The organism is Dactylosporangium sp. NPDC051485 (assembly GCF_040682015.1).
Lineage (GTDB): Bacteria > Actinomycetota > Actinomycetes > Mycobacteriales > Micromonosporaceae > Dactylosporangium.
In genome coordinates, this window is sequence record NZ_JBFAZW010000021.1 from 34064 (window position 1) to 53938 (window position 19875).

Consider the following 19875-nt stretch of genomic DNA (forward strand, 5'->3'; position numbering starts at 1 on the left):
CCGAACGCGCTACGGCGGCCGTCCACCTCGGACGGCCGCCGTCGCCGTGTCAGCCGTGGATCGCGTGCCCCTGCTGGCAATTCCCGCTGTTGTCGGTTCGTCGCCGTCTCGCGGCCGTACTCACCGTCGTCGGCGATGCCGATGTACCGCTGGATGAGGATGAGGGCTTTCATGGTCTCCGGGCCGAAGTCACTGTCGATCTTGATCCGGTGCCATCCGAGCCACAGCTGGGCTGGGGCACGTCTTCAGGGCGTGCCGGGCGCCTCGTCCCACGCCGTGTTGAGCGCCTGAAGGAATGCCTCGACGGGTTGCCCGCCGGAAAGGGCGTACTTGTCCCCGAATATGAAGAACGGGACCCCGGAGATGCCGAGCTGCTGCGCCCGGCGGATGTCCGCCTGGACGTCGTCGTCGAATACGCCGGTGGCCAGCGCCTGCGTGGCAGCCGCCGGGTCGAGGCCGGTCTCTGCGGCGAGGCCGGCCAGCACGGTGTGGTCGCCGACGTTCAAGCCCTCGGTGAAGTAGGCCCTGAACAGCCGCTGGACCATCTCGTGCTGGCGCGCGGCCTTGGCGGCGAAGTGGATGAGCTGATGCGCCGCGCGGGTGTTGGCCGCGATCGCGCGCTCAGAGTGGTATTCGAGGCCGATGGCCGCGCCGCGCGCGGCGATCTGCGCGTTCATCGCCTCGATCTGCTGACGCTGGAAGCCGCGCTGGCGCACCAGATACTCGGTCAGCCCGACCGCGGTGCCGGGTGCCAGATCGGGCATGAGCTGGTAGCTGTGGTGGCGGATCTGCGTCTGCTGGGCGTGCGGGAAGCGCTCGAGGGCTTGCGCCAGCAACGTGGTGCCCATGTAACACCACGGGCACATCACGTCGCTCCAGACGTCGATGACCAGATACCCGCCTGCGCGGCCGGATGCCGCCCCGGCCATCAGGAGCAGCCTCCGTTCAGGTCGCACACGCCGTACGCGTCATCGGCGCGCAGGAAGGTCAGCAGTGGCTCCTCGGCGCTGTCCTGCGTCAGGGCACCCTGCGGTACCGCGTCAATGGGCGGGGCCTGCCGGGGGAACGGAGTTTCGGGCGTCACAGCCGTGCCATTGGTGGTTTCTGTCATCGTGGTGTTCCTCGACGTTTCCTATCGGGAGCGCACGTGGACCGCCGGCGTCCCGGGCACCGCATGCCTGCCGCGCCGGGCATGCGGTGCATGGGACGCGCCGGAGCCCGTCAGTGCGCGAGCGTGGCTTCGATGTCGATGCGGATCTCGACCCTGCGGCTTACGAGCAGGCCGCCGATCAGCGGCATGTCCAGCAGATCCGAGCTGAGCCCGAAGTCGGCGCGATCGATGGAGCCGGTGGCGGCGATGCCCATCCGCGTCTTGCCGATCGGGTCGGGGGCGAGGATGCCGCCGGGTTCCAGCCGCAGCGGAACCTGCCGGCTCACGCCCTTGAGGGTGAGCTCGCCGTCGAGTATGTAGCCGTCAGCGTCCTGGCGCAGGGCCGTTGAGCGGTAGCTCATCAGCGGGTGGGTCGAGACGTCGAGGTACTCGGGGGCGCGCAGGTGCTCGTCGCGCTCGCGGTCGTTGGAGTCGATCGACGAGGTCTCTATGGCCGCGGCCACGGTGGACTCCAGCGGGTTCTCGCGGGTGACGACCTCGCCGGCGAACACGTTGAACCGGCCGTGCATCGTGTTGACGAGCATGTGCCGGACCGTGAAGGTCACCGCCGAGTTCGCCGGGTCGATGTCCCAGCGCCCCGCCGTGTAGCCGGGGATCGTCGCGGTGGCGCTCATGCGGGTTCTTCCAGGCCGAAGACCTCCTGGGTGCCGAGCATGACGAACAGCACCTCGTCGAAGCGGGTGAAGCGCCAGCCCTCGGGGGTGCGCGCGACCGAGGCGTCAAAAGTGCCGAGGGACTCCTCGAACAGGCCCGCCTTGTCGCCGATGCCGACGTGGTATGCCTTCACGCGTACGCTCGCCTCGGCGGTGTCACCGTCGAACGAGACGCGGAAGTTCGACACCATGTGATGGGTGCGGCCCACCTTGCCGACCAGGTCGCTGATGAAGCCGATGACCTGCTCTCGCCCGTCGACCTGGTACTGCTCGAACCAGAGGGATTTCACGTCCGGCGTGAACAGCCCCTCGAGCCGGGCCCAGTCCTTGAAGTCCAGGGCGTCGGTGTACTGGTGGAAGAGATCGAGGATCTCCACGCGGTCCTCGATGCGAACGACGTCGGCCATGATGGCCCTCCTTGGGTGCTGGTCGGCCGGAGATGGAAACGGTAGTTGTACTACCGGATATCTGAAGGTTAGCGGCAAAACGGTAGTGCTGCAACCGTTTGCCAATCCGCAGGCCCGCAGCGCGATCCCGGTCGTTTCACAACCGTTTCGTCGCTAGGGGTGTTCCGGCGGCAGGACTACCGCTTCAGCGCGCCACCTTCGCCCTCCCCGACCCGCGCGAGACCCCGCGGCGGCAGCGCCTCGCCGCCCTGGACCGCGCCGCGGGCCGAGGCTTCCGGGGCAGCACATGTCCCCGACAACCCACGGAGACGGGCACCGCGCCGAGGGGAGCACCGGCTTCGCCGGAGTTGCAGGACGCTGTCATGCAGTCCGGGCCGGCCCCGCGAAAGAGGGACCAGCCCGGACGTGCTGTTCGCCCGGCCCGCGCCGGGCCGCCGTGATGCCGCCGTCAGACACGATCCGCTGCCGTGAACGCAGGAGGGGTCGTCGTCGTACCCGAGGCAGGCCGCGGCCCCTGGAACGCTGCCGGGCCGAGCGACACTGCGACGCGGTGCCGCCTGCCGCGACCGGGTCGGCCCGGCGCTGCGGCGGGGTCAGTACTTGTAAGACTGGCCTCCATCGATGGTGATGACGGCGGCGTTGATGAACGGCGCCTCGCCGGACAGGAGGAAGGCGATGAGGTGGGCGACCTCGTCGAGGGTGGCGAAGCGCTGCATGGGGTTGTCGCTGAGGAACTTCCTGGCGGCCTCTTCGGGGTTGTCCGGGTCGAGCTGCCGCAGGTACTCCTCGACCATGGGGGTCAGCACGGCGCCCGGGGCGATGGCGTTGACCGAGACGCCGTACTGGCCGTATTCCACTCCGGCGTTGCGGGTCAGGCCCACGACACCGTGCTTGGACGTCGCGTAGGGCGACTGGAGGCCGGTGCCGCGGATGCCGCCGACGGAGGCGGTGTTGACGACGGCGCCGGAGCCCTGCTCCTTCATCACTGCCAGGACGTGCTTGAGGCCGAGGAAGACGCCGCGCAGGTTGATGGAGAGGACGCGGTCGAACTCGTCCGTGCTGGTGTCCTGGATCAGGTTCTGCGTGCCCTCGATGCCGGCGTTGTTGAGGAAGCCGTCGATGCGGCCGTAGGCGGCCACGGTGTCGGCGACGTAGCGCTCGACGTCGGTCTCTGACGACACGTCGGCGGTGACGGTGATCACCTCGGTGCCTGGCGAGGCCTTCTCGATCTCCCCGGCGGTGACGGCCAGCCCCTTGGCGCTGATGTCGACCAGCGACAGCCGAGCCCCCTCCGAGGCGAGCTGCAGGGCGGCCGCCCGTCCGATCCCGGAGCCACCGCCGGTGATCAGCGTGACCTTGTTGTCGAAACGTCCCATGATGGTGCCCTTTCGTGCATAGCGGCTGGACGCCGCCGGATGTTGCGGATTCGTACTTCGGCTCGGACCCAGGCCCGAGTGAGCCGCTCCAGGCCGAGCGTTCCTTCCCTGGGATGCGGCAGGCCCAGGCGGCGCTCATGGCGCCGTCGGTTCGGAGGCGGTGTTACGCAGGAGTACGCGACCCGCCGGCCGGCCGGGCAGGCTTCGCCCCGGCCGGCTCGGCTGAGGTCAGGCGACGCTCAGGACCGCCTTGCCGCGCAGGCGGCCGGCGGACAGTTCCCGCAGCACCGGGCCGGCGCTGCTCCAGTCACCGCGGTGGCCGATCTCGACCCGGAGCCCGCCCTGCGAGGCCAGGCTGAGCAGTGCCTCGATGTCCGCGGCGTCACGGCTGCCGTCGCCGTCGGCGTAGACGAAGTGCCGCAGGGTCAGTGAGGTGCCCGCCTGGAGCAGGCGGAAGAAGTCCAGGGTGATGGGGTTGCCGCTGGCCTGGCCGAACCAGAGGCTCTGGCCGCCGGGGCGGAGCTTGTGGACCGTCTTGGACCCGAGGTCGCCGCCGACGGACTCCAGCACGATGTCGAAGGCGCCGCCCTCGACATCGTCGATGTCGAGGGCGATCTGGGCGCCCAGCGCCGCCATGTGCTCGGTCGGCTGGCCCGCCTCGGCGACGGCGGTGATCTCGGCTCCCGCCGCGACGGCGAGCTGAATGAGGACCTGGCCGACGCCGCCCCCAACGCCGGTGGCCAGGATCCGGCGCCCCTGGAGCGGGCCGGCCAGGGCGAGCAGCCGCCGGGCCACCAGACCGCCCAGCGGGAGCGCGGACGCGGAGGCGGAGTCCACGTTGTCCGGGATGACCGCGAGCCGGTCCGCCGAGGCGGGGACGAACTCGGCTCCCCCTCCGCCCGTCGGCAGGTGCAGGACCACGCGGCTGCCCTCCGACGGCCCGCTGCCGTCGGCGGCGGCCCTGGCGACGACCCCAGCGGCGTCGATGCCGGGGCGGAAATCGCCGGCCGGGCCGCTCAGGTACAGAAAGTCCGCCCGATTGAGCGAGATGTCGGTCACCCGGATCAGCGCCTCGTGGCGTGCCGGGGTAGGAAGGTCAACTTCGCCCAGCTCGGTCAGGGTCTCCGGGTTGCCGGTGGGGATGAGCGCGCGCATGAAAGCAAGCCCTTCTTGTGAAACGGTAGCATTACTACCTCTTCACCGTAGCGCGCAAAACGGTAGCACTACAACCGGATCACCTTTTCGCAGGTGGCGGCGCCGTCAGGCCAGCATTTGAGCGCCGTCGTCATCGCGCTCACGGCGCCTACGGGGGCGGGCCGCATGCCGCATCCAGGTCGGCGGAGGCACGGCAGGTGCGGGCGCTCACGGGGAGCGCCGCCGGCGGCACACCGTGGGCCCATGGCGTGACGAGAGAAACGAGCTGCGGCGCGGGGTTGATGATTCCCGCCGCCGCAGCCATCGCGCCGATCCTGTCCGGAGCCGGGAGCTGGGAGCCGAGGACGAGTGCGCCGGACCAACCGGAAAAGCGCGCGGACCCGGACCCGAGCAACGAAGAAGGAGCCCGGGCCGCGCGGCGCGGCTCAGCGCCGGGTCCCGCCGAAGTTCCGGAGAGTGGCGGCCGCTACGCGGCTGGGACGCGCAGCCCGGCCAGCATCACCTCGTACGTGATCTCCCGCTGCCGGGGGTTTGAGGCCGAGTCGGCCATGCGCATGAGCGCCGCCACGTCCTCGGCGCTGACATCCTGGCGCAGCCGGCCGCTGCCCCGAGCCCGGTCGGCAACCGGAGCGATCAGGGAAGTCGCGATCAGACGGCCGTGCTCGGCCGCCTGCAAGCTCGTCCGGCACAGCGCGTCGAACAGGTGCAGCCCCTCCTCGTCGAGCGCGCATCCGCGGACGAATACCGTGCGGAATGCCTCCCAGTCGTCGGGGACCGCAGCGGCCTCCTCCGCGACCTCGCGCGCGCCGCCCGCCAGGTCCTCCAACAGCTGCAGGACGAGGTCGTCTTTGGTCGGGAAGTGCCGGTAGAAGGTCGTCGCCCCCACCCCGGCCGCCCGGGCCACAGCCTCGATGCTCAGGTCGGGCCCCTGCTCGGCGAAGGCCTGGCGGGCGGCGTCGAGCAGCCGCCGCCGATTGCGGACCTGGTCTTTGCGCGGTGCGCGCTGTGACGCTGCAGTCAAAACGAGCTCCTCGACGGGACGCCCGTCGATGCGGCGGCGGCATCCGGCCTCGACGGGACGGCAGATTCGGTAGCCATACTACCACTTCTATCGACGGACGGCCATCAGTCCCGGGCGACAATGCCGGACATTGCGGCTGCCATCCACTGTGGACGGCAGCCGGAGACGCTACTTGCCCGGGGGGATCTGGAAGCGGTACACCTTCGCCTTGTCGCCGTCGACCAGCACCATCGAGTCGTTGCTCAGCGACACGTCCTGCAGCAGGGTCGGCACCCCCGCCGAGCCGATCGCCTTGCCGTCGAGGCTGTAGATGTACGCGTTCCAGGTGCCCTTGCCCGGCACGACGCTCTCGATGACGACCTTGTTGCCGTAGCCGGCCCGGGCGTCCTGCAGCGACAGGCCCTTGCCCAGCTGGACCTGCTCGTTGCCGGTCGCCGGGTCGAGGATGGCCGCTTCGCCGATCGAGTCGAACACGCCGTGACCGCCGACGAGCTTACCGTCCATCACCACCCAGTTGGGCTGCTCGGTGCCGGAGATAGTGCCGTCGCGGTCCCGGATCGACTGCTTGGTCCACTTCGCCTGGCCGTTGGTGGTGTCGATGGCGATGAACACGTCCTTGCCGGAGTTCTGCTTGCCCGCGACGCAGATCATCTTCTCGCCGCACGGGCGCAGGTCGTCGACGGTGGTGCCGGACGGCGACTTGTACTCCCACGCCTGCTGCCAGGTCCTGATGTTGTACGCCACCACGTTGCCGTCGGCGTCCGGCTTGAACATCGCCAGGTCGTTGTAGACCAGCCAGGAGTCCTTCGAAATGTTCTTCTTGTAGGCGCCGGACGCCGTCTGCTTGCCGGTGTTGAGGTCGATGGTCGCGGCCTTGGTGTCGCTGAGCAGCTGCACCGCGAAGCCCCCGCTGGTCAGCGACTCCTGGAACGGCCAGTAGGTGGGGAACGTCAACCCGTAGGTCGGCACGATGGTCCCGGCCGCGGTGTCGGAGGTGGGCCAGGCCAGCGCCGGCTTGGCCCCGCGCCGGCCGAGGATGCGGTGACTGTTCGGGTCGCCGGCCGCGGACCACTTCGTTGAGCCGTCCGCGAGGTTGATGCGGTCCAGGGTCGGCTTGTTCCAGTCGCGGTGCTCCACGATGGCGTCGGTGCCCAGGTAGACCAGGTCGATGCGGTTGTCCCAGGGCTTCGTCCACTTCGCCGTGTGCGTGGCCAGGTCGATGACCGAGCGCGACTCCTGCTTGCCGTCACCGCCGAGCGCAGCGTCGTCCTCGCCGTCGACGATGAGCAGGTTCCCCACCACGCGCAGGGCGATCTTGGCCGGCTCCATCTGCAGCTGCACGTTCCAGGTCTGCTTGCCCGTGGTCTCGTACCCGGCCACGACCGTCGCGCCCGCGTTGACCTGCGCGGTGTAGATGTTGCCATTGCCGGCCACGGCGGCGATGGCACCGTCGGAGCTGAGCTGGATCGGCTCGCCGCCCTTGAGCCCGTCGACCTGGCCAGGCCCGTCCGTGCCGTCGCCGAAGCCCGGCAGGCCCTCCTTGAGCGAGTCGACCTGGGCACCGAGCCAGTGGAAGACCTGGGTGCCGCCGTAGAAGCAGCCGGCGATGAGCGCGACCACCACGAGCAGCGCGATCCACGGCCCGGTCCTGCGCCGCCGCGGCACGACCAGCTGGTGTCCGGGCGGAGCCATCGCCGGGTGCGCCATCCCTGTCGGTGGTGCCGCCGGGGGCGGTGCCACCGGGGCGGAGACGGGACGCTGGGGGATCGGCGGGGGCGAGACGGGCGAGCCGACCGGGAACGTCTGCGACGGCGAGGTCGGGAACGGGGCGGAGATCGGGAACGCCGCCGAGGGCCCCGGGGACACGGGCATGCCGGAGACCGGGGGCTGCGGGCGCGGCGGCGGCTGCGGGGCGTTGAACTGCGGCTGCTGGGGCTGCGGCGCCGGCTGGCTGCCGACGGCCAGCATGCCGCCATACGCCACCGGCAGCTCCGGCTGCTCCGGCACCACCGGGGCCACGCCGAAGCGGGCGTGCAGGCGGCTGGCCACCAGCGGGATGCGGCTGGAGCCACCGACGAGGAAGATGCCGGCGAGCTGGCGCACGTCGACGCCGGCCCGCTCGAGCACCCGGCGGGTCTCGTCCACGGCGCGGTCGATGAGCGGGCCGGCCACCCGCTCGAGCTCCTCGCGGGTGAGGTGCAGCGCCTCGTCGCTGCCGGGCACGTGGACCGGGGCGGAGGCGGCCCGCGAGAGCATCTCCTTGGCGGCGCGGACCTCGCTCCACAGCTCGCGGCGGTCGCGGTGGGCGGCGGTGCTGTCCGGGTTGGCCAGGCGCTGCCACAGGTCCGGGTGGCGCAGGTTGATCAGCTGGCCGAGGTGGCCGACCAGGGCCGCGTCGATGTCCACGCCGCCGAGGTCGTCGAGGCCGCCCAGGCCGAGCACGCGCAGTCCGTCGAACTCGCGGCGGACCACCGACACGTCCAGCGTGCCGCCGCCGAAGTCGAAGACGGCGAGGGACTGCAGCGGGGCCACCTGCTGGCCCAGCACGCGCAGGCAGTAGGTGGCCGCGGCGATCGGCTCGTCGACGAGCACGACCGGGCCGAGGTTGGCCCGGCGGGCCGCCTCCAGCAGCACGCCGCGGCGCTGGCCGCCCCAGTCGGCCGGGCAGGTGAGCACGGTCGAGCCGACCGGGTTGACGCCGGCCTGCAGCGACTCCTCGGCCGCCCGGCGCAGCAGCGCGGCGAGCATCTCCACGACGGGGACCTCGACCGGGCCGAGCAGCACCGCACCCTCGTCGACGCTGCGCTTCGGGTAGGGCTCGAAGCGCTCCGGGGCCAGGCCGGACAGGCGCTCGGCGTCCCGGCCGACGGTGAGCCGGCCCTGCTCGTCGGCGTAGATGCCGGACGGCATGACGGGCGAGCCGTCGAACAGCAGCGCCCGGGGCGCCTCCTCGCCGCGGTGCACGACCGCGACGGTGTGGCAGGTGCCCAGATCGATCGCGAGACGATGGGTCGGGGTCGGCCCCACGCGCGCTCACCTCCAAAGACCCCCGGATGCTACGGCAGCGGTACGACATTTCCGATCGGCGGATTGGGGTAGACAAGAAAGCCGACAACCGAGGAGGCAACCCGATGCGCGCGGTGGTGTTCGACGAGTTCGGCGATCGATCGGTACTGCGGGTGCAGGACCGCCCCGACCCCTCCCCCGGCCCGGGCCAGGCGCTCGTGCTGGTGGGCGCGAGCGGGGTCAACTTCATCGACGTGTACCAGCGCACCGGCACCTACCAGGTGCCCCTGCCGGGCGTGCTGGGCAGCGAGGGCGCGGGCACGGTGCTGGAGCTGGGCGCCGGCGTGCAGGGCCTGTCCCCGGGCGACCGGGTGGCCTGGACGGGCCCCGCGGGCAGCCACGCCGAGCAGGCGCTGGTGCCGGCCGACCGGCTCGTGCCGGTACCGCAGGACATCACCACCGAACAGGCGGCCGCGGTCATGCTGCAGGGCCTCACCGCCCACTACCTGACCCACGACTCGTTCGCGGTGCGCCCGGGGGCGACGGTCCTCGTGCACGCCGCCGCCGGGGGCATGGGCCAGCTGCTCACCCGGATCGTGACGCACCTCGGCGGGCGGGTCGTCGCGACCGCGTCCACGCCGCGCAAGCGCGAGACGGCCGAGGCGAACGGGGCGGTGCGGGCCGTGGACTACGCCGGGGCGCTGGACGCGGTGCGCGATGTCACCGGGGGCGCCGGCGTGGACGCGGTCTACGACGGGGTCGGCGCCGACACGTTCGACGCCAGCCTGCGGGCGCTGCGCCCGCGCGGCACGCTGGTGCTCTTCGGGGCCGCCAGCGGAAAGGTGCCCCCATTCGACCCGTTGCGCCTGATGGCCGGCTCCTATTTCCTCACCCGGCCCACCCTCGCCCATTTCATCGCCACCCGGCAGGAATTGCAGGAGCGCGCGGAAACCCTCTTCCGATGGGTCGCCGACGGTGTGGTGGACGCCACCATCACGGGGCGCTATCCGCTGGAGGCGGCGGCCGAGGCATACGAGGCGCTGGAGAGCCGCCGAAGCACCGGAAAGCTGCTCATTGTTCCGTGATCGCGATCTCACATCACGAACCTGGCCGAATCCGCGAGATGTAGCCCGGCTACACCTTCAATGGTCCCTGGGGACACATCTCGCGGAAGCGCTCGGCCCCACCAGGGGCAAGCCCCGACATTTCGGACTTATAGGTACAGACCGCGACCGGCGGTCACCCTCCCCGCCGGTCGCACCGAGTGCGGCCCGCCCGATGCCACGAGCCCCGGGCGGGCCGCGCCCCTCAGCGCACGCCGGCGTCGTGCAGCAGCTCCACGATCAGCGGCTCCGGGTCGATGGCCAGCCCCTTGCCGGTGAACCACCGCGCCACGTTGGTGACGTCCCGGGCCAGGAACTCGGCCCCCTTCGGGTTGACCACCACGTCGACGACCTGCGGCAGGTCGATGAGAACCAGCCGCTCCCCCTGCACGAGCAGGTTGTACGGCGACAGGTCCCCGTGCGCCAGCCCGCCCCGGGCCAGCACCCGCAGCGCGTCGACGAGCTGCCACCACAGGGACTCCAGCGCGGGGCGGTCCGGGCGGGTCTGGGCCAGCCGCGGCGCGCCGGTGCCGTCGGGCTCGCCGACGAACTCCAGCATGAGCTCCGTGCCGAGCAGCTGCACCGGGTACGGCACGGCGACCCCCAGCTCCCACAGCCGGGCCAGGGCCGCGAACTCGGCCGCCGCCCACTGACCGGCGATCATCTCCCGGCCGAAGGCGGTGCGGCCCTCCATGGCCCGGTTGACGCGGGAGGCCCGCACGCGGCGGCCCTCGAGGTACCCGGCGTCGCGGTGGAAGAGCCGGTGCTCGGCCGCCCGGTACCGCTTGGCGGCCAGCAGCGCCCGCCGGCCGGTGCCCGGCACGGCCCGCTCCACCAGGTGGACGTCGGCCTCCTTGCCGGTCTTGAGCACGCCGCGGCCGGTGTCGCGGGCCGCGGCCTCGGTGATGACCCACTCGGGCCGGGGCGACGGGCCGTGCTGGACGCCCGGGGCGTCCCAGCTGCTCCACTCGCCGTCGCCGGCCTCGCCGGCCGGGTCGCCGGCCTCGTCCCACCGCGTGTCGAAGTCGTGGGAGCGGCGCTTCAGGAAGTTCGGGTCGTCGTCGTCGAAGCGGCGGCGACGGGATGGTGCGAAGTCATGGTCGCGCAACGCGAGGTCTCCTGAGTCGAGAGAGGGAAGAAGGTGGGCATGCAGAAGCGCGCCGTGACGGCAGTCATGCGAACCAACCCCCTCTCTGACTCGAAGTTCACGCCACCATGCGGTACCGCTGGCAGTGACGCAACCGAATTACCAGCGCGACGCCATGACCTCGGCGATCGCGGCGATCATCCCGTCGGCGGTGCGGGTCGGGGCGTAGCGCGGCTCGCTCCAGCGGCGGCCGCGGTGCAGCCAGACGCTGTTCACGCCGGCCGCGTCGGCGCCGCCGATGTCGGCCTCCGGGCTGTCCCCGATGAGCCAGGCGCCGCCGAGCCGCATCCGGGCCCGCTCCGCGGCGATGGCGAAGATGCGCGGGTTGGGCTTGCGGACCCCGGCCTCCTCGGAGATGACCCAGTCGGCGAGGTACCGATCCAGGCCGGTCTTTCTGAGCTTGGCCTCCTGCTGGCGGGACTCGCCGTTGGTCACGCACACCGGCACCCAGCCGGAGTCCTCGGCGATGGCGAGGGCGCAGGCGGTGAGCGGGTCGAGGCGCATCCGCTCCATCACCGCGCCGCGGATCTCCTCGACCAGGTCGATCGCGCTGTACCGCAGGCCGTACCGCTCGCGCAGCCCCTCGGCCACGTCCCAGGCCGAGCCGATGCCGTCCGCGTCGACGGACAGCAGCCACTCCAGGTCGTACTCGGGCGCGCCGATGCGCACCAGGAACTCGCACGCCCACGCCCGGAACGCCCCAGCCCTGTCGAGCAGGGTGTCGTCCAGGCCGAGTAACAACAGGGGCACGCGGGCAGGGTACGTGACCAGATTGATATCGAACAGATCCTCATCGTCGCCCACCTGGGCCGACACCTCGACAAACCGCCGCAAACGCGGACCAATCCCAGGTGAGAAACCCGGCGGAAACGCCCCCGTATGCAAACCGTATGTACGGCTTGCATAATCGGACCTGTGCCCAGGGTGAGCCAGGACCAACTCGACGCGCGCCGGAAGGAGATCCTCACCGGCGCCCGGACCTGTTTCGCCCGCCACGGCTACGAGGGCGCGACCGTGCGGCGACTCGAGGAGGAGATCGGCCTCTCGCGCGGCGCGATCTTCCACCACTTCCGCGACAAGGACTCGCTCTTCCTGGCCGTCGCCGAGGACGACGCCACCAACATGGTAGCGACCGTCGCCCAACACGGTCTCGTGCAGGTCATGCGCGACCTGCTGCACGCCGCGTCGGCGTCCGCGTCGGACACCGGCGAGCCGGACGTGACCGGCTGGCTCGGCAGCCAGCTGGAGGTCTCCCGGCGCCTGCGCACCGACCCCGAGTTCGCGAAGCGCTGGGCGGCCCGCTCCGAGGCGGTCGCCGAGGCCACCCGCGAGCGCCTGCAGCGCCAGCTGGAGGCGGGGGTGCTGCGCGCCGACGTGCCGATCGGCATCCTGGCCCAGTTCCTGGAGCTGGCGTACGACGGGCTGGTGCTACACCTGGCCACCGGCCGGCCGGTGCAGGACCTGGAGGCGGTGCTGAACCTGGTGGAGGCGGCGGTCCGCAGGAAATGACCGCAAGGTTTGCTCAACTTGTCCGTCCGCCCGCATGCCGGCCTGGACACGAACTCCCACACTGAGCCCATGAGGACATCGATCCTTGCGGGGCCGGGCGACACCTGGGGCATCCCGGGCCCGCAGTTTGTGTGGCTGTATCTCGGCCTCGCCGCGGTCGCGGTCGCCGGCGTGCTGATCTGGCGCCGCAGCTACACCGTCGGCCCGTCGCTGCGAAGCGCGCGCAACCTCACCGCCACCCAGGCCGCGTTGATCAACGGGGATCGCCGCCTCGCCGTCTACAGCTCGCTCGCCGCCCTGCGCGCCGCCGGCGCCGTCGAGAGCGACAAGCGCGGCTACCTCAAGCAGAGCGGCCCGCCGCCGACCGGCGCCTCCGAGCTGGACCGGGTCGTCCACGCCGCCGCCGGGCACGGGATGAACACCACGAGCCTGGTGACCCACAGCCGGGTCCGCGAGGTGCTCGACCGCGCCGAGGCCGAGCTGGCCAACGAGGGCTGGATCCTCGACGCCCCGGCCCGCCGCGCGGTGCGCTCCGGCGCGCTGGTCGTCTTCGCCGTCCTGGCCATCGGCGTGGCGCGCCTGATCGCCGGGATGAGCAACGGCAAGCCGGTCGGAAACCTCATCGGCGAGCTTGCCCTGGTCGCCGTCGCCGGGTTCATGCTGCTGTCCGTCCCGCGGGTCAGCCGCAACGGCCGCCGGCTGCTGGAGCAGATGCGGCGCGAGGCGAGCCATCTCTCCCCCAAGCAGTCGCCGTCCTGGACGACGTACGGCCCGCAGTCGGCCGCGCTGAGCGTCGGGCTCTTCGGCGTCGGCGCGTTCTTCCTGGCCGACCCGGCGTTCGCCCAGTCGGCCGCGCTGCAGCGCAACATCGCCCAGACCGACGCCGGGTACTACAGCTCCGGCTCCGACTCGGGCGGCTCCTCCTCCAGCTGCTCGTCGAGCTCCAGCTGCTCCTCCGGCTCCAGCTGCTCCTCCGGCTCCAGCTGTTCCAGCGGCTCGAGCTGCGGCGGGGGCGGGGGGTGCGGCGGGTGAGCGCCCCGGCCTACGGGGTCGGCATCGGCTGGCGCCCGGAGATCGCCGGCTACGTGGCCGCCCTGCCCGGCCTGCGCTTCACCGAGGTCGTGGCCGAGTCGCTGCACGTCCACGACCCACTGCCGGAGGCCCTGGCCGAGCTGCTCACCCGGGGCGTCCGCGTCGTGCCGCACGGCGTCAAGCTCTCCCTGGGCGGCGCCGAGCCGATCGCCGACGCCCGCGCCGTCCACCTGGCCCGCTGCGCCGAGCTGCTCGACGCGCCCCTGGTCAGCGAACACATCGCGTTCGTGCGGGCGGGCGGCGTGGAGGCCGGGCATCTGCTGCCGGTCCCCCGCACCCGGGAGGCGGTCGAGGCGATCGTGGCCAACGTGCGGCGGGCCGAGGCCGCGCTGGGCGGGGTACCGCTGGCGCTGGAGCCGATCGCCGCGCTCTTCGACTGGCCGGACCCGGAGCTCACCGAGGCCCAGTTCCTGACCGAGATCCTCGACCGCACCGGCTGCCGCCTGCTGCTGGACATCGCCAACGTGCACGCCAACGCCCGCAACCGCGACGAGTCCCCGGCCGCCCTGCTCGACGAGCTGCCGCTGGAGCGCATCGCGTACGTGCACGTGGCCGGCGGCGAGGAGCGCGGCGGCTTCTACCACGACACGCACACGCACCCCACCCCGCCGCAGGTGCTGACCCTGATCAAGGACCTCTGCGCCCGGACCACCCCGCCCGCCCTGATGCTGGAGCGCGACGGCGACTACCCACCGGCCGCGGAGCTGACCGCCGAGCTCGATGCCATCGCCGAGGCGGCCGGCTGGCCGGCGATCACGTGAGCGACCTGGCCGCCCGTCAGGAGGCCCTGGTCGCCGCGCTGGTGGCCGGGGCGGAGGTGCCCGAAGGTTTCGATCTGGCCGCGGTACGAGCCACACGAGCCGCCCTGCGCCGCAAACGGGCCGGCGAGGTGGCCCGGGCCTGGCCCTTCCTGGCCGCCTCCTACGGCGACGCCTGGCCGGTCACGTTCGCCGAGTGGGCCGCCGGTCGCCCGCCGCAGGGGTCCCTGCGCGACGGCTGGGACTTCGCCCGCGGCGCCGGCGATGCCCTTCCCTCCTTTGCCCGGGAGGAGCTGGAGGCGCGCGAGCGCGCCTACACCTACGACGGCGCGTCCGCCCCGGTCCCCCGCCGTCGCGGGCTGCTCTCCCGCCTGCGACGTTCCTGACTCCCCGTCCGCGTCCGCCTCCCTGCGCGCGTCCGGCTTCCTGCGCGCGTCCGGCTTCCTGCGCGTCCGGGTCCGGTTTTCTGTCCTCGTCCGGCTTTCTGTCCGCGTTCGGACGGAACCGAACGATCCCGGTCGCCGCGGTATCAGGAGTCCACGCGCGCCCCTCTTTACACCTGAATCGGCGCCGCCCCGGGACGGCGGCGCCCGCCACAGGGACGGAGCGACCGCCATGCACGGGGACGACGACTTCGACGAGGCGCTCTTGGCCGACCTGCGGCGCATCGCCGCCCTGATCGACCCCGCACCCCCTGCGTGCATGTCCGCGACCGGTCCGATTTGCACGGTTGCGCGCAGAGCGCCGAACCGCCCGGCCCCCGCCCCCAACCGCACGCACGCCCGGTGACGCCAACGATGCGAAAGGCAAGCATCGACTCACGGGGGTAGAAACCCATGAAACTCGCCCTGTGCATCGGGATCAACGACTATCCCGGCACCGACAACGACCTGGCCGGCTGCCGCAACGACGCCGACGACTGGTCCGCCGCCCTCATCGCCCGCGGCTTCGACACCCGCCGTCTCCTCGACGCCGCCGCCTCCGGCGCCGCGATCCGAGAGGCCATCCGCGACCTGCTGGCCAGGTCCGCGGCGGGCGACGCGGTCGTCATCACGTACTCCGGCCACGGCACCTGGGTCCCCGACGAGAACGGCGACGAGCCCGACCACCGCGACGAGGCCCTGTGCCCGTGGGACACCGCCGAGAACGGCCCCCTGATCGACGACGAGCTGCACGACCTCTTCGCCGCCGCGGCGCCCGGCGTCCGCACGGTACTGATCTCCGACTCCTGCCACTCCGGCACCCTGACCCGCCTGCATCACCCGCTGGGCGACCACCCGGGCCGGGCCCGCTTCCTGCCCCCGTCGTCGTTCCTGCCCCCGCCGCAGCGCCTGCGGGCCGCCCTGACCGCGGGCACACCCCGCCAGCCGGACCCGCGCCCCACGGCCCTGCTCCTCGCCGGCTGCCGCGACACCGAGTACTCCTACGACGGCGAGTTCAACGGCCGCCCCAACGGCGCCTTCACCTACGTGGCCCTGGCCACCCTGGCCGACCTGCCGGAGTCGGCCACGTACCGCGACTGGCTGAAGGCCATCCGCGGCCGGCTCCCCAGCCAGGACTATCCGCAAACCCCGGCCCTGCAGGCCACCCACGCGCAGTTGTCCTGGCCAGTCCTGTCCTGACCCGCCACCCGACCCGGCGGCGACCGCCCTGCCGCCGCCGGGTCCGCGCGAGCCATCCTGCGGCGCTCCCGACCGCACCCACCCCGGCCGACGACATCACCGCAAGGTCCGCCCGGCCGCGCCAGGGCACACCGCGGACAGCGGGGGCTTCGACACGGCGCATTTCGTCGCCCTGACATCGGCCTGGCGAGGGGCAGACTGCGCGGATGGAGTTCCAGCTCTCGATTTCCGCGCCCGGCGGCAGCCATCGCTTCGAGGTCTGGGTGGAGCCGGAGGGGATGTACTACGAACTGCCCGAGACCGGACCGCTCGTCTTGTCGTTCCGGGGTCCTGACGCAATGCGGGCCGAGTTCACCCATCGGCCCGACAAAATGATCGTTTGGCGACCCGCCGGCACGGAGGTGTGGGCCAGCGTGGCTGACGGCGAGGCGCAACAGATCGCCGGCTGGCGACAATCCCGCCCCGGGCCTGGACCCCAACGGCAGCCAACTCAGCGTGCCCGGACGCGAACTGATCGACCGGCTGTTCCATCCAACCGATCCGCCACCATCGCACACCGGCCGTCCATGGTGGCGAACGCTGCTTCGGTCCCGCCGCCGGCGAGAACGAAGGCAGAAAGCGGAAACCTGAGTATGTGGGCCGTCGTTGCCGAGACATCCGGGGAATTAGCGTCGGCGGTCCACAGTGGTGGCAGTTTTCTGATGCCATTCTTCCGGGAGCTCGGAGCGAATGACGTCGAGGCGTTCGTGGCATTGTCGAATGACGACTGCAATGCGTCGGTGGCCGCATGTTGCCGGTCAGCGTAGCGCGTGTTGCCGCACCGGCGGGCCTGCGCGGTAATGGCGCGGGCGTGCCGCGGCGCTTCGGGACAGGGCCCGGCGGTGTGACGCCGTCCGACTCGTGCGGCGCGGGATCACCGTCATACGTCCCACCGTCGCTCACGGGATGTTCGACCTGCTCAGGCGCCCCGACCGACGGCGCTGATTCGCGCACCGGGCCGTCCTGCTCAGGCGCCGCGACCGGTGGCGGCGAGGGCGGCGCCGGTTCGCGCACTGGGCCGTCCCGCTCGTCGACGGCCGGTGGCGGGGTGTCGCCGCGCACGCGGCGCAGCCGCTCGGCATGGCGTCTTTCCAAACCCCAAGCTCGATGCCGCTCATGTTCCTGACGGAACCGCTCAATCGCCGGAGAATAACGACGCGACCTGGTCCGGTCGCGCATCGCAGCCAATTCGGTCTTGGTAAATAGTTGCAGCTGCCCCACGTAACCGATTATCCCAGCACCCGGCCGAAATCACCGCCCCGAACAGCACCGCATAATGTCAAATGGCGCACGCTCCGCCCGTGACGGAGGGCGGTGGCGAGTGCGGCTGTCAACGGCCTCTTGGTCCTGACTCCGGCACAATTTTGATGATCGAACGGCGTTGATTGACGATGGTCCGCTGTGTCGATCCCGTCGGCGCGACCGGCGTGGGGTCGGTCCCGGCCCGAGCGCGAGAGCAGCCGGGCGGCGTCGGCCGGACCTGGTCGGTGCAGGCCGCTCAGCCCGGCCCACCGAACCATCCGGCCCGCCCCACGCGCACACGGCCTGGCCACCCCGCTCCGGACCGGACCGAGCGGGGTGGCCAGGCCAGACCGGACCGACCCGGCCGGGGCCGCGCCAAGGCGGGCGGGGTCAGGCGAGCCCGGGGAACGGGGACCGGACCGAACGGCCGAGGCCGAGCGGAACGGCCACCGGACCGAGCCGGCGAGACCGGGCCGAGCGGCCGGAACCGGGCCGAGCGGCCGGAACCGGGCCGAGCGGCCGGAACCGGGCCGAGCGGGTGGGACCGGGGCGGGGCGGGTGGGACCGGGGCGGGGCGGGTGGGACCGGGGCGGGGCGGGTGGGGTCAGGCGGGCTCGGGGAGCGGGGAGTCGATGATGGCGAACTGGGTGCGGTACAGCTCGGCGTACAGGCCGCCTGCGAGGACGAGCTCGTCGTGTGTGCCGCGCTCCACGATGCGGCCCTCGTCGACGACCAGGATCTGGTCGGCGTCGCGGATGGTGGAGAGGCGGTGGGCGATGACGAGGGCGGTGCGGCCGGTCAGGGCCTCGGCCAGGGCGCGCTGCACGGCGGCCTCCGACTCGGAGTCCAGGTGGGCGGTGGCCTCGTCGAGGATGACGATGGACGGCGCCTTGAGCAGGAGGCGGGCGATGGCGATGCGCTGCTTCTCGCCGCCCGAGAACCGGTAGCCGCGCTCGCCCACGACGGTGTCCAGGCCCTCGGGCAGGGACTCGACGAGCTCGCCGACCTGGGCCCGGCGCAGCGCGGTCCACAGCTCCTCGTCGGTGGCGCCGGGCTTGGCGTACCGCAGGTTCTCCGCGATCGTCTCGTGGAACAGGTGGGAGTCCTGGGTGACGACGCCGATGGTGTCGCGCAGCGACTGCAGGGTCGCGTCGCGCACGTCGACGCCGTCGACCAGGACCGCGCCGGAGGTGGCGTCGTAGATGCGGGGCAGCAGCATCGCGGTGGTCGACTTGCCGGCGCCGGACGGGCCGACGAGGGCGACCATCCGGCCGGGCGCGACGGTGAAGCTGACGCCGCGCAGCACCTCCTCGGTGACGGTCCGGTCGAGCCCGGCGACGTCCTCGAGCGAGGCCAGGGAGACCTCGGCCGCGCTGGGGTAGCGGAAGTGCACGTCGCGGAACTCCACCGTGGCCGCCCCGGCCGGCAGCGCTCGGGCGCCGGGCTTCTCGGCGATCGCCGGGCTCAGGTCGAGCACCTCGAAGACCCGCTCGAAGCTGACCAGCGCGCTCATCACGTCGACCCGCACGTTGGACAGGGCGGTCAGCGGCCCGTACAGCCGGGTGAGCAGCAGCGCCAGCGCGACGACGGTGCCGGCGGTGATCGAGCCGTGCACGGCCAGCCAGCCGCCCAGCCCATACGTGAGGGCCTGGGCGAGCGAGGCCACGAGCAGCATGCTGACGAAGAAGACCCGGCTGTACATCGCGGTCTGGATGCCGATGTCGCGGACCCGCCCGGCCCGCTCGGCGAACCGCTCGGCCTCGTCGTCGGGCCGGCCGAAGAGCTTGACCAGCAGGGCCCCGGCGACGCCGAACCGCTCGGTCATGGTGGCGTTCATCTTGGCGTCGAGCTGATAGGCCTCCCGGGTGATCGCGGCCAGCCGCTTGCCGACCCGCCGGGCCGGCAGGATGAACAGCGGCAGCATGACCAGCGACATGACGGTGATCGGCCAGGACAGGGTGAGCATCACGGCGGCGGTGAGCACGAGCTGGATCACGTTGCTCACCACGCCCGACAGCGTCGAGGTGAACGCCCGCTGGGCCCCCTGCACGTCGTTGTTGAGCCGGCTGACCAGCGCGCCGGTCTGCGTGCGGGTGAAGAACTGCAGCGGCATGCGCTGCACGTGGTCGTACACCAGGCGGCGCAACGCCAGGATGATGCCCTCGCCGATGCGGGCCGAATACCACCGCTGGACCAGCGACAGCAGCGCGTCGGCCACGGCCAGCCCGCCGATGAGCAGCGCGATGCGGACCACCGCGGCGCCGGCCTCCGGACCGCCCGCATTGATCTTGTTGACCACGTCGCCGGCCAGGTAGGGCGTGGCCACCCCGATGGCGGCCCCGATCACGACGGTGACGAGGAAGACGGCGACGTCGCGCCGGTAGGGCCGGGCGAAGCGCATGATCCGCCGGATGGTCTCCCGGCCGAGCCGCTTGTCCTTGAGCTCCTCGGCCTTGCGCAGGGAACGCAGGGTCTCCCAACCCGCCATGCTGCTCATCGGCGAAGACATGCCGCACACTCCCGAAAGCCGAAGTACTGCCGGGCTAAGTGTGCCCGGCAGGTACGACAACTTTT

17 protein-coding genes and 2 pseudogenes are annotated in these 19875 nt (G+C 72.0%); 7 read left to right on the plus strand and 12 right to left on the minus strand.

The features are described 5' to 3' along the window. Positions 1–113: 113 nt before the first annotated feature. The 9 genes and pseudogenes from AB0M46_RS14670 to AB0M46_RS14710 form a co-directional block, all read right to left on the minus strand. Positions 114–227: pseudogene (locus AB0M46_RS14670) on the minus strand (hypothetical protein); the annotation flags it as partial. An 18-nt stretch (positions 228–245) separates the two neighbouring features. Continuing rightward, complete coding sequence (locus AB0M46_RS14675) at positions 246–929, minus strand: DsbA family oxidoreductase (protein ID WP_363336046.1); 684 nt, start codon at positions 927–929, stop codon at positions 246–248. Further along, positions 929–1111, minus strand: coding sequence for a hypothetical protein (locus tag AB0M46_RS14680; protein WP_363336048.1), 183 nt, complete (start codon positions 1109–1111; stop codon positions 929–931). Before AB0M46_RS14680 ends, AB0M46_RS14675 begins: the two co-directional genes overlap by 1 nt. 110 nt (positions 1112–1221) lie before the next feature. After that, positions 1222–1785 (minus strand): YceI family protein, encoded by a 564-nt coding sequence (locus tag AB0M46_RS14685; protein WP_363336050.1) that lies wholly within the window; start codon positions 1783–1785, stop codon positions 1222–1224. Further along, on the minus strand, positions 1782–2231 hold the full coding sequence (locus tag AB0M46_RS14690) for a nuclear transport factor 2 family protein (RefSeq protein WP_363336052.1): 450 nt from the start codon (positions 2229–2231) through the stop codon (positions 1782–1784). The genes AB0M46_RS14685 and AB0M46_RS14690 overlap by 4 nt, the downstream gene beginning before the upstream one ends. 593 nt (positions 2232–2824) lie before the next feature. Further along, entirely contained in the window at positions 2825–3607 is a 783-nt protein-coding gene (locus tag AB0M46_RS14695; protein WP_363336053.1) for an SDR family oxidoreductase, read from the minus strand. Positions 3608–3835: 228 nt separating this feature from the next. Beyond that, positions 3836–4762, minus strand: a complete 927-nt coding sequence (locus AB0M46_RS14700) for a zinc-binding dehydrogenase (RefSeq protein ID WP_363336055.1) — start codon at positions 4760–4762, stop codon at positions 3836–3838. Between the two features lie 466 nt (positions 4763–5228). Then, complete coding sequence (locus AB0M46_RS14705; RefSeq protein WP_363336057.1) at positions 5229–5783, minus strand: helix-turn-helix domain-containing protein; 555 nt, start codon at positions 5781–5783, stop codon at positions 5229–5231. A 168-nt stretch (positions 5784–5951) separates the two neighbouring features. Beyond that, on the minus strand, positions 5952–8810 hold the full coding sequence (locus tag AB0M46_RS14710) for a hsp70 family protein (protein WP_363336058.1): 2859 nt from the start codon (positions 8808–8810) through the stop codon (positions 5952–5954). A gap of 104 nt (positions 8811–8914) precedes the next feature. Between AB0M46_RS14710 and AB0M46_RS14715 the strand changes: the two genes are divergently transcribed. Beyond that, positions 8915–9874 carry a quinone oxidoreductase gene (locus AB0M46_RS14715; RefSeq protein ID WP_363336060.1) on the plus strand — a complete coding sequence of 320 codons (960 nt, stop codon included), beginning with the start codon at positions 8915–8917 and terminating at the stop codon, positions 9872–9874. Between the two features lie 223 nt (positions 9875–10097). Here the strand turns inward: AB0M46_RS14715 and AB0M46_RS14720 are convergent, their stop codons facing one another. After that, positions 10098–11000 carry an RIO1 family regulatory kinase/ATPase gene (locus AB0M46_RS14720; RefSeq protein WP_363336062.1) on the minus strand — a complete coding sequence of 301 codons (903 nt, stop codon included), beginning with the start codon at positions 10998–11000 and terminating at the stop codon, positions 10098–10100. 138 nt (positions 11001–11138) lie between these two features. Next, on the minus strand, positions 11139–11789 hold the full coding sequence (locus AB0M46_RS14725) for an HAD-IA family hydrolase (RefSeq protein WP_363336064.1): 651 nt from the start codon (positions 11787–11789) through the stop codon (positions 11139–11141). Positions 11790–11954: 165 nt separating this feature from the next. On the opposite strand from AB0M46_RS14725, the gene AB0M46_RS14730 reads away from it, so the two are divergent. The 6 genes and pseudogenes from AB0M46_RS14730 (at position 11955) to AB0M46_RS14755 (ending at position 16826) form a co-directional block, all read left to right on the plus strand. After that, positions 11955–12548 carry a helix-turn-helix domain-containing protein gene (locus tag AB0M46_RS14730; RefSeq protein WP_363336065.1) on the plus strand — a complete coding sequence of 198 codons (594 nt, stop codon included), beginning with the start codon at positions 11955–11957 and terminating at the stop codon, positions 12546–12548. 69 nt (positions 12549–12617) lie between these two features. Further along, a complete protein-coding gene (locus tag AB0M46_RS14735) occupies positions 12618–13580 on the plus strand; it encodes a TIGR04222 domain-containing membrane protein (RefSeq protein ID WP_363336067.1) in 963 nt (320 codons plus the stop codon). Next, complete coding sequence (locus tag AB0M46_RS14740) at positions 13577–14401, plus strand: DUF692 domain-containing protein (RefSeq protein ID WP_363336068.1); 825 nt, start codon at positions 13577–13579, stop codon at positions 14399–14401. The genes AB0M46_RS14735 and AB0M46_RS14740 overlap by 4 nt, the downstream gene beginning before the upstream one ends. Then, positions 14383–14652, plus strand: a pseudogene (locus tag AB0M46_RS14745) (hypothetical protein); the annotation flags it as partial. The gene AB0M46_RS14740 and the pseudogene AB0M46_RS14745, both read left to right, overlap by 19 nt. 582 nt (positions 14653–15234) lie before the next feature. Further along, positions 15235–16020, plus strand: a complete 786-nt coding sequence (locus AB0M46_RS14750; RefSeq protein WP_363336070.1) for a caspase family protein — start codon at positions 15235–15237, stop codon at positions 16018–16020. Positions 16021–16226: 206 nt separating this feature from the next. Further along, positions 16227–16826 carry a hypothetical protein gene (locus AB0M46_RS14755; protein WP_363336071.1) on the plus strand — a complete coding sequence of 200 codons (600 nt, stop codon included), beginning with the start codon at positions 16227–16229 and terminating at the stop codon, positions 16824–16826. A gap of 1079 nt (positions 16827–17905) precedes the next feature. Here the strand turns inward: AB0M46_RS14755 and AB0M46_RS14760 are convergent. Next, positions 17906–19810, minus strand: coding sequence for an ABC transporter ATP-binding protein (locus tag AB0M46_RS14760; protein WP_363336073.1), 1905 nt, complete (start codon positions 19808–19810; stop codon positions 17906–17908). Positions 19811–19875: the final 65 nt, after the last annotated feature.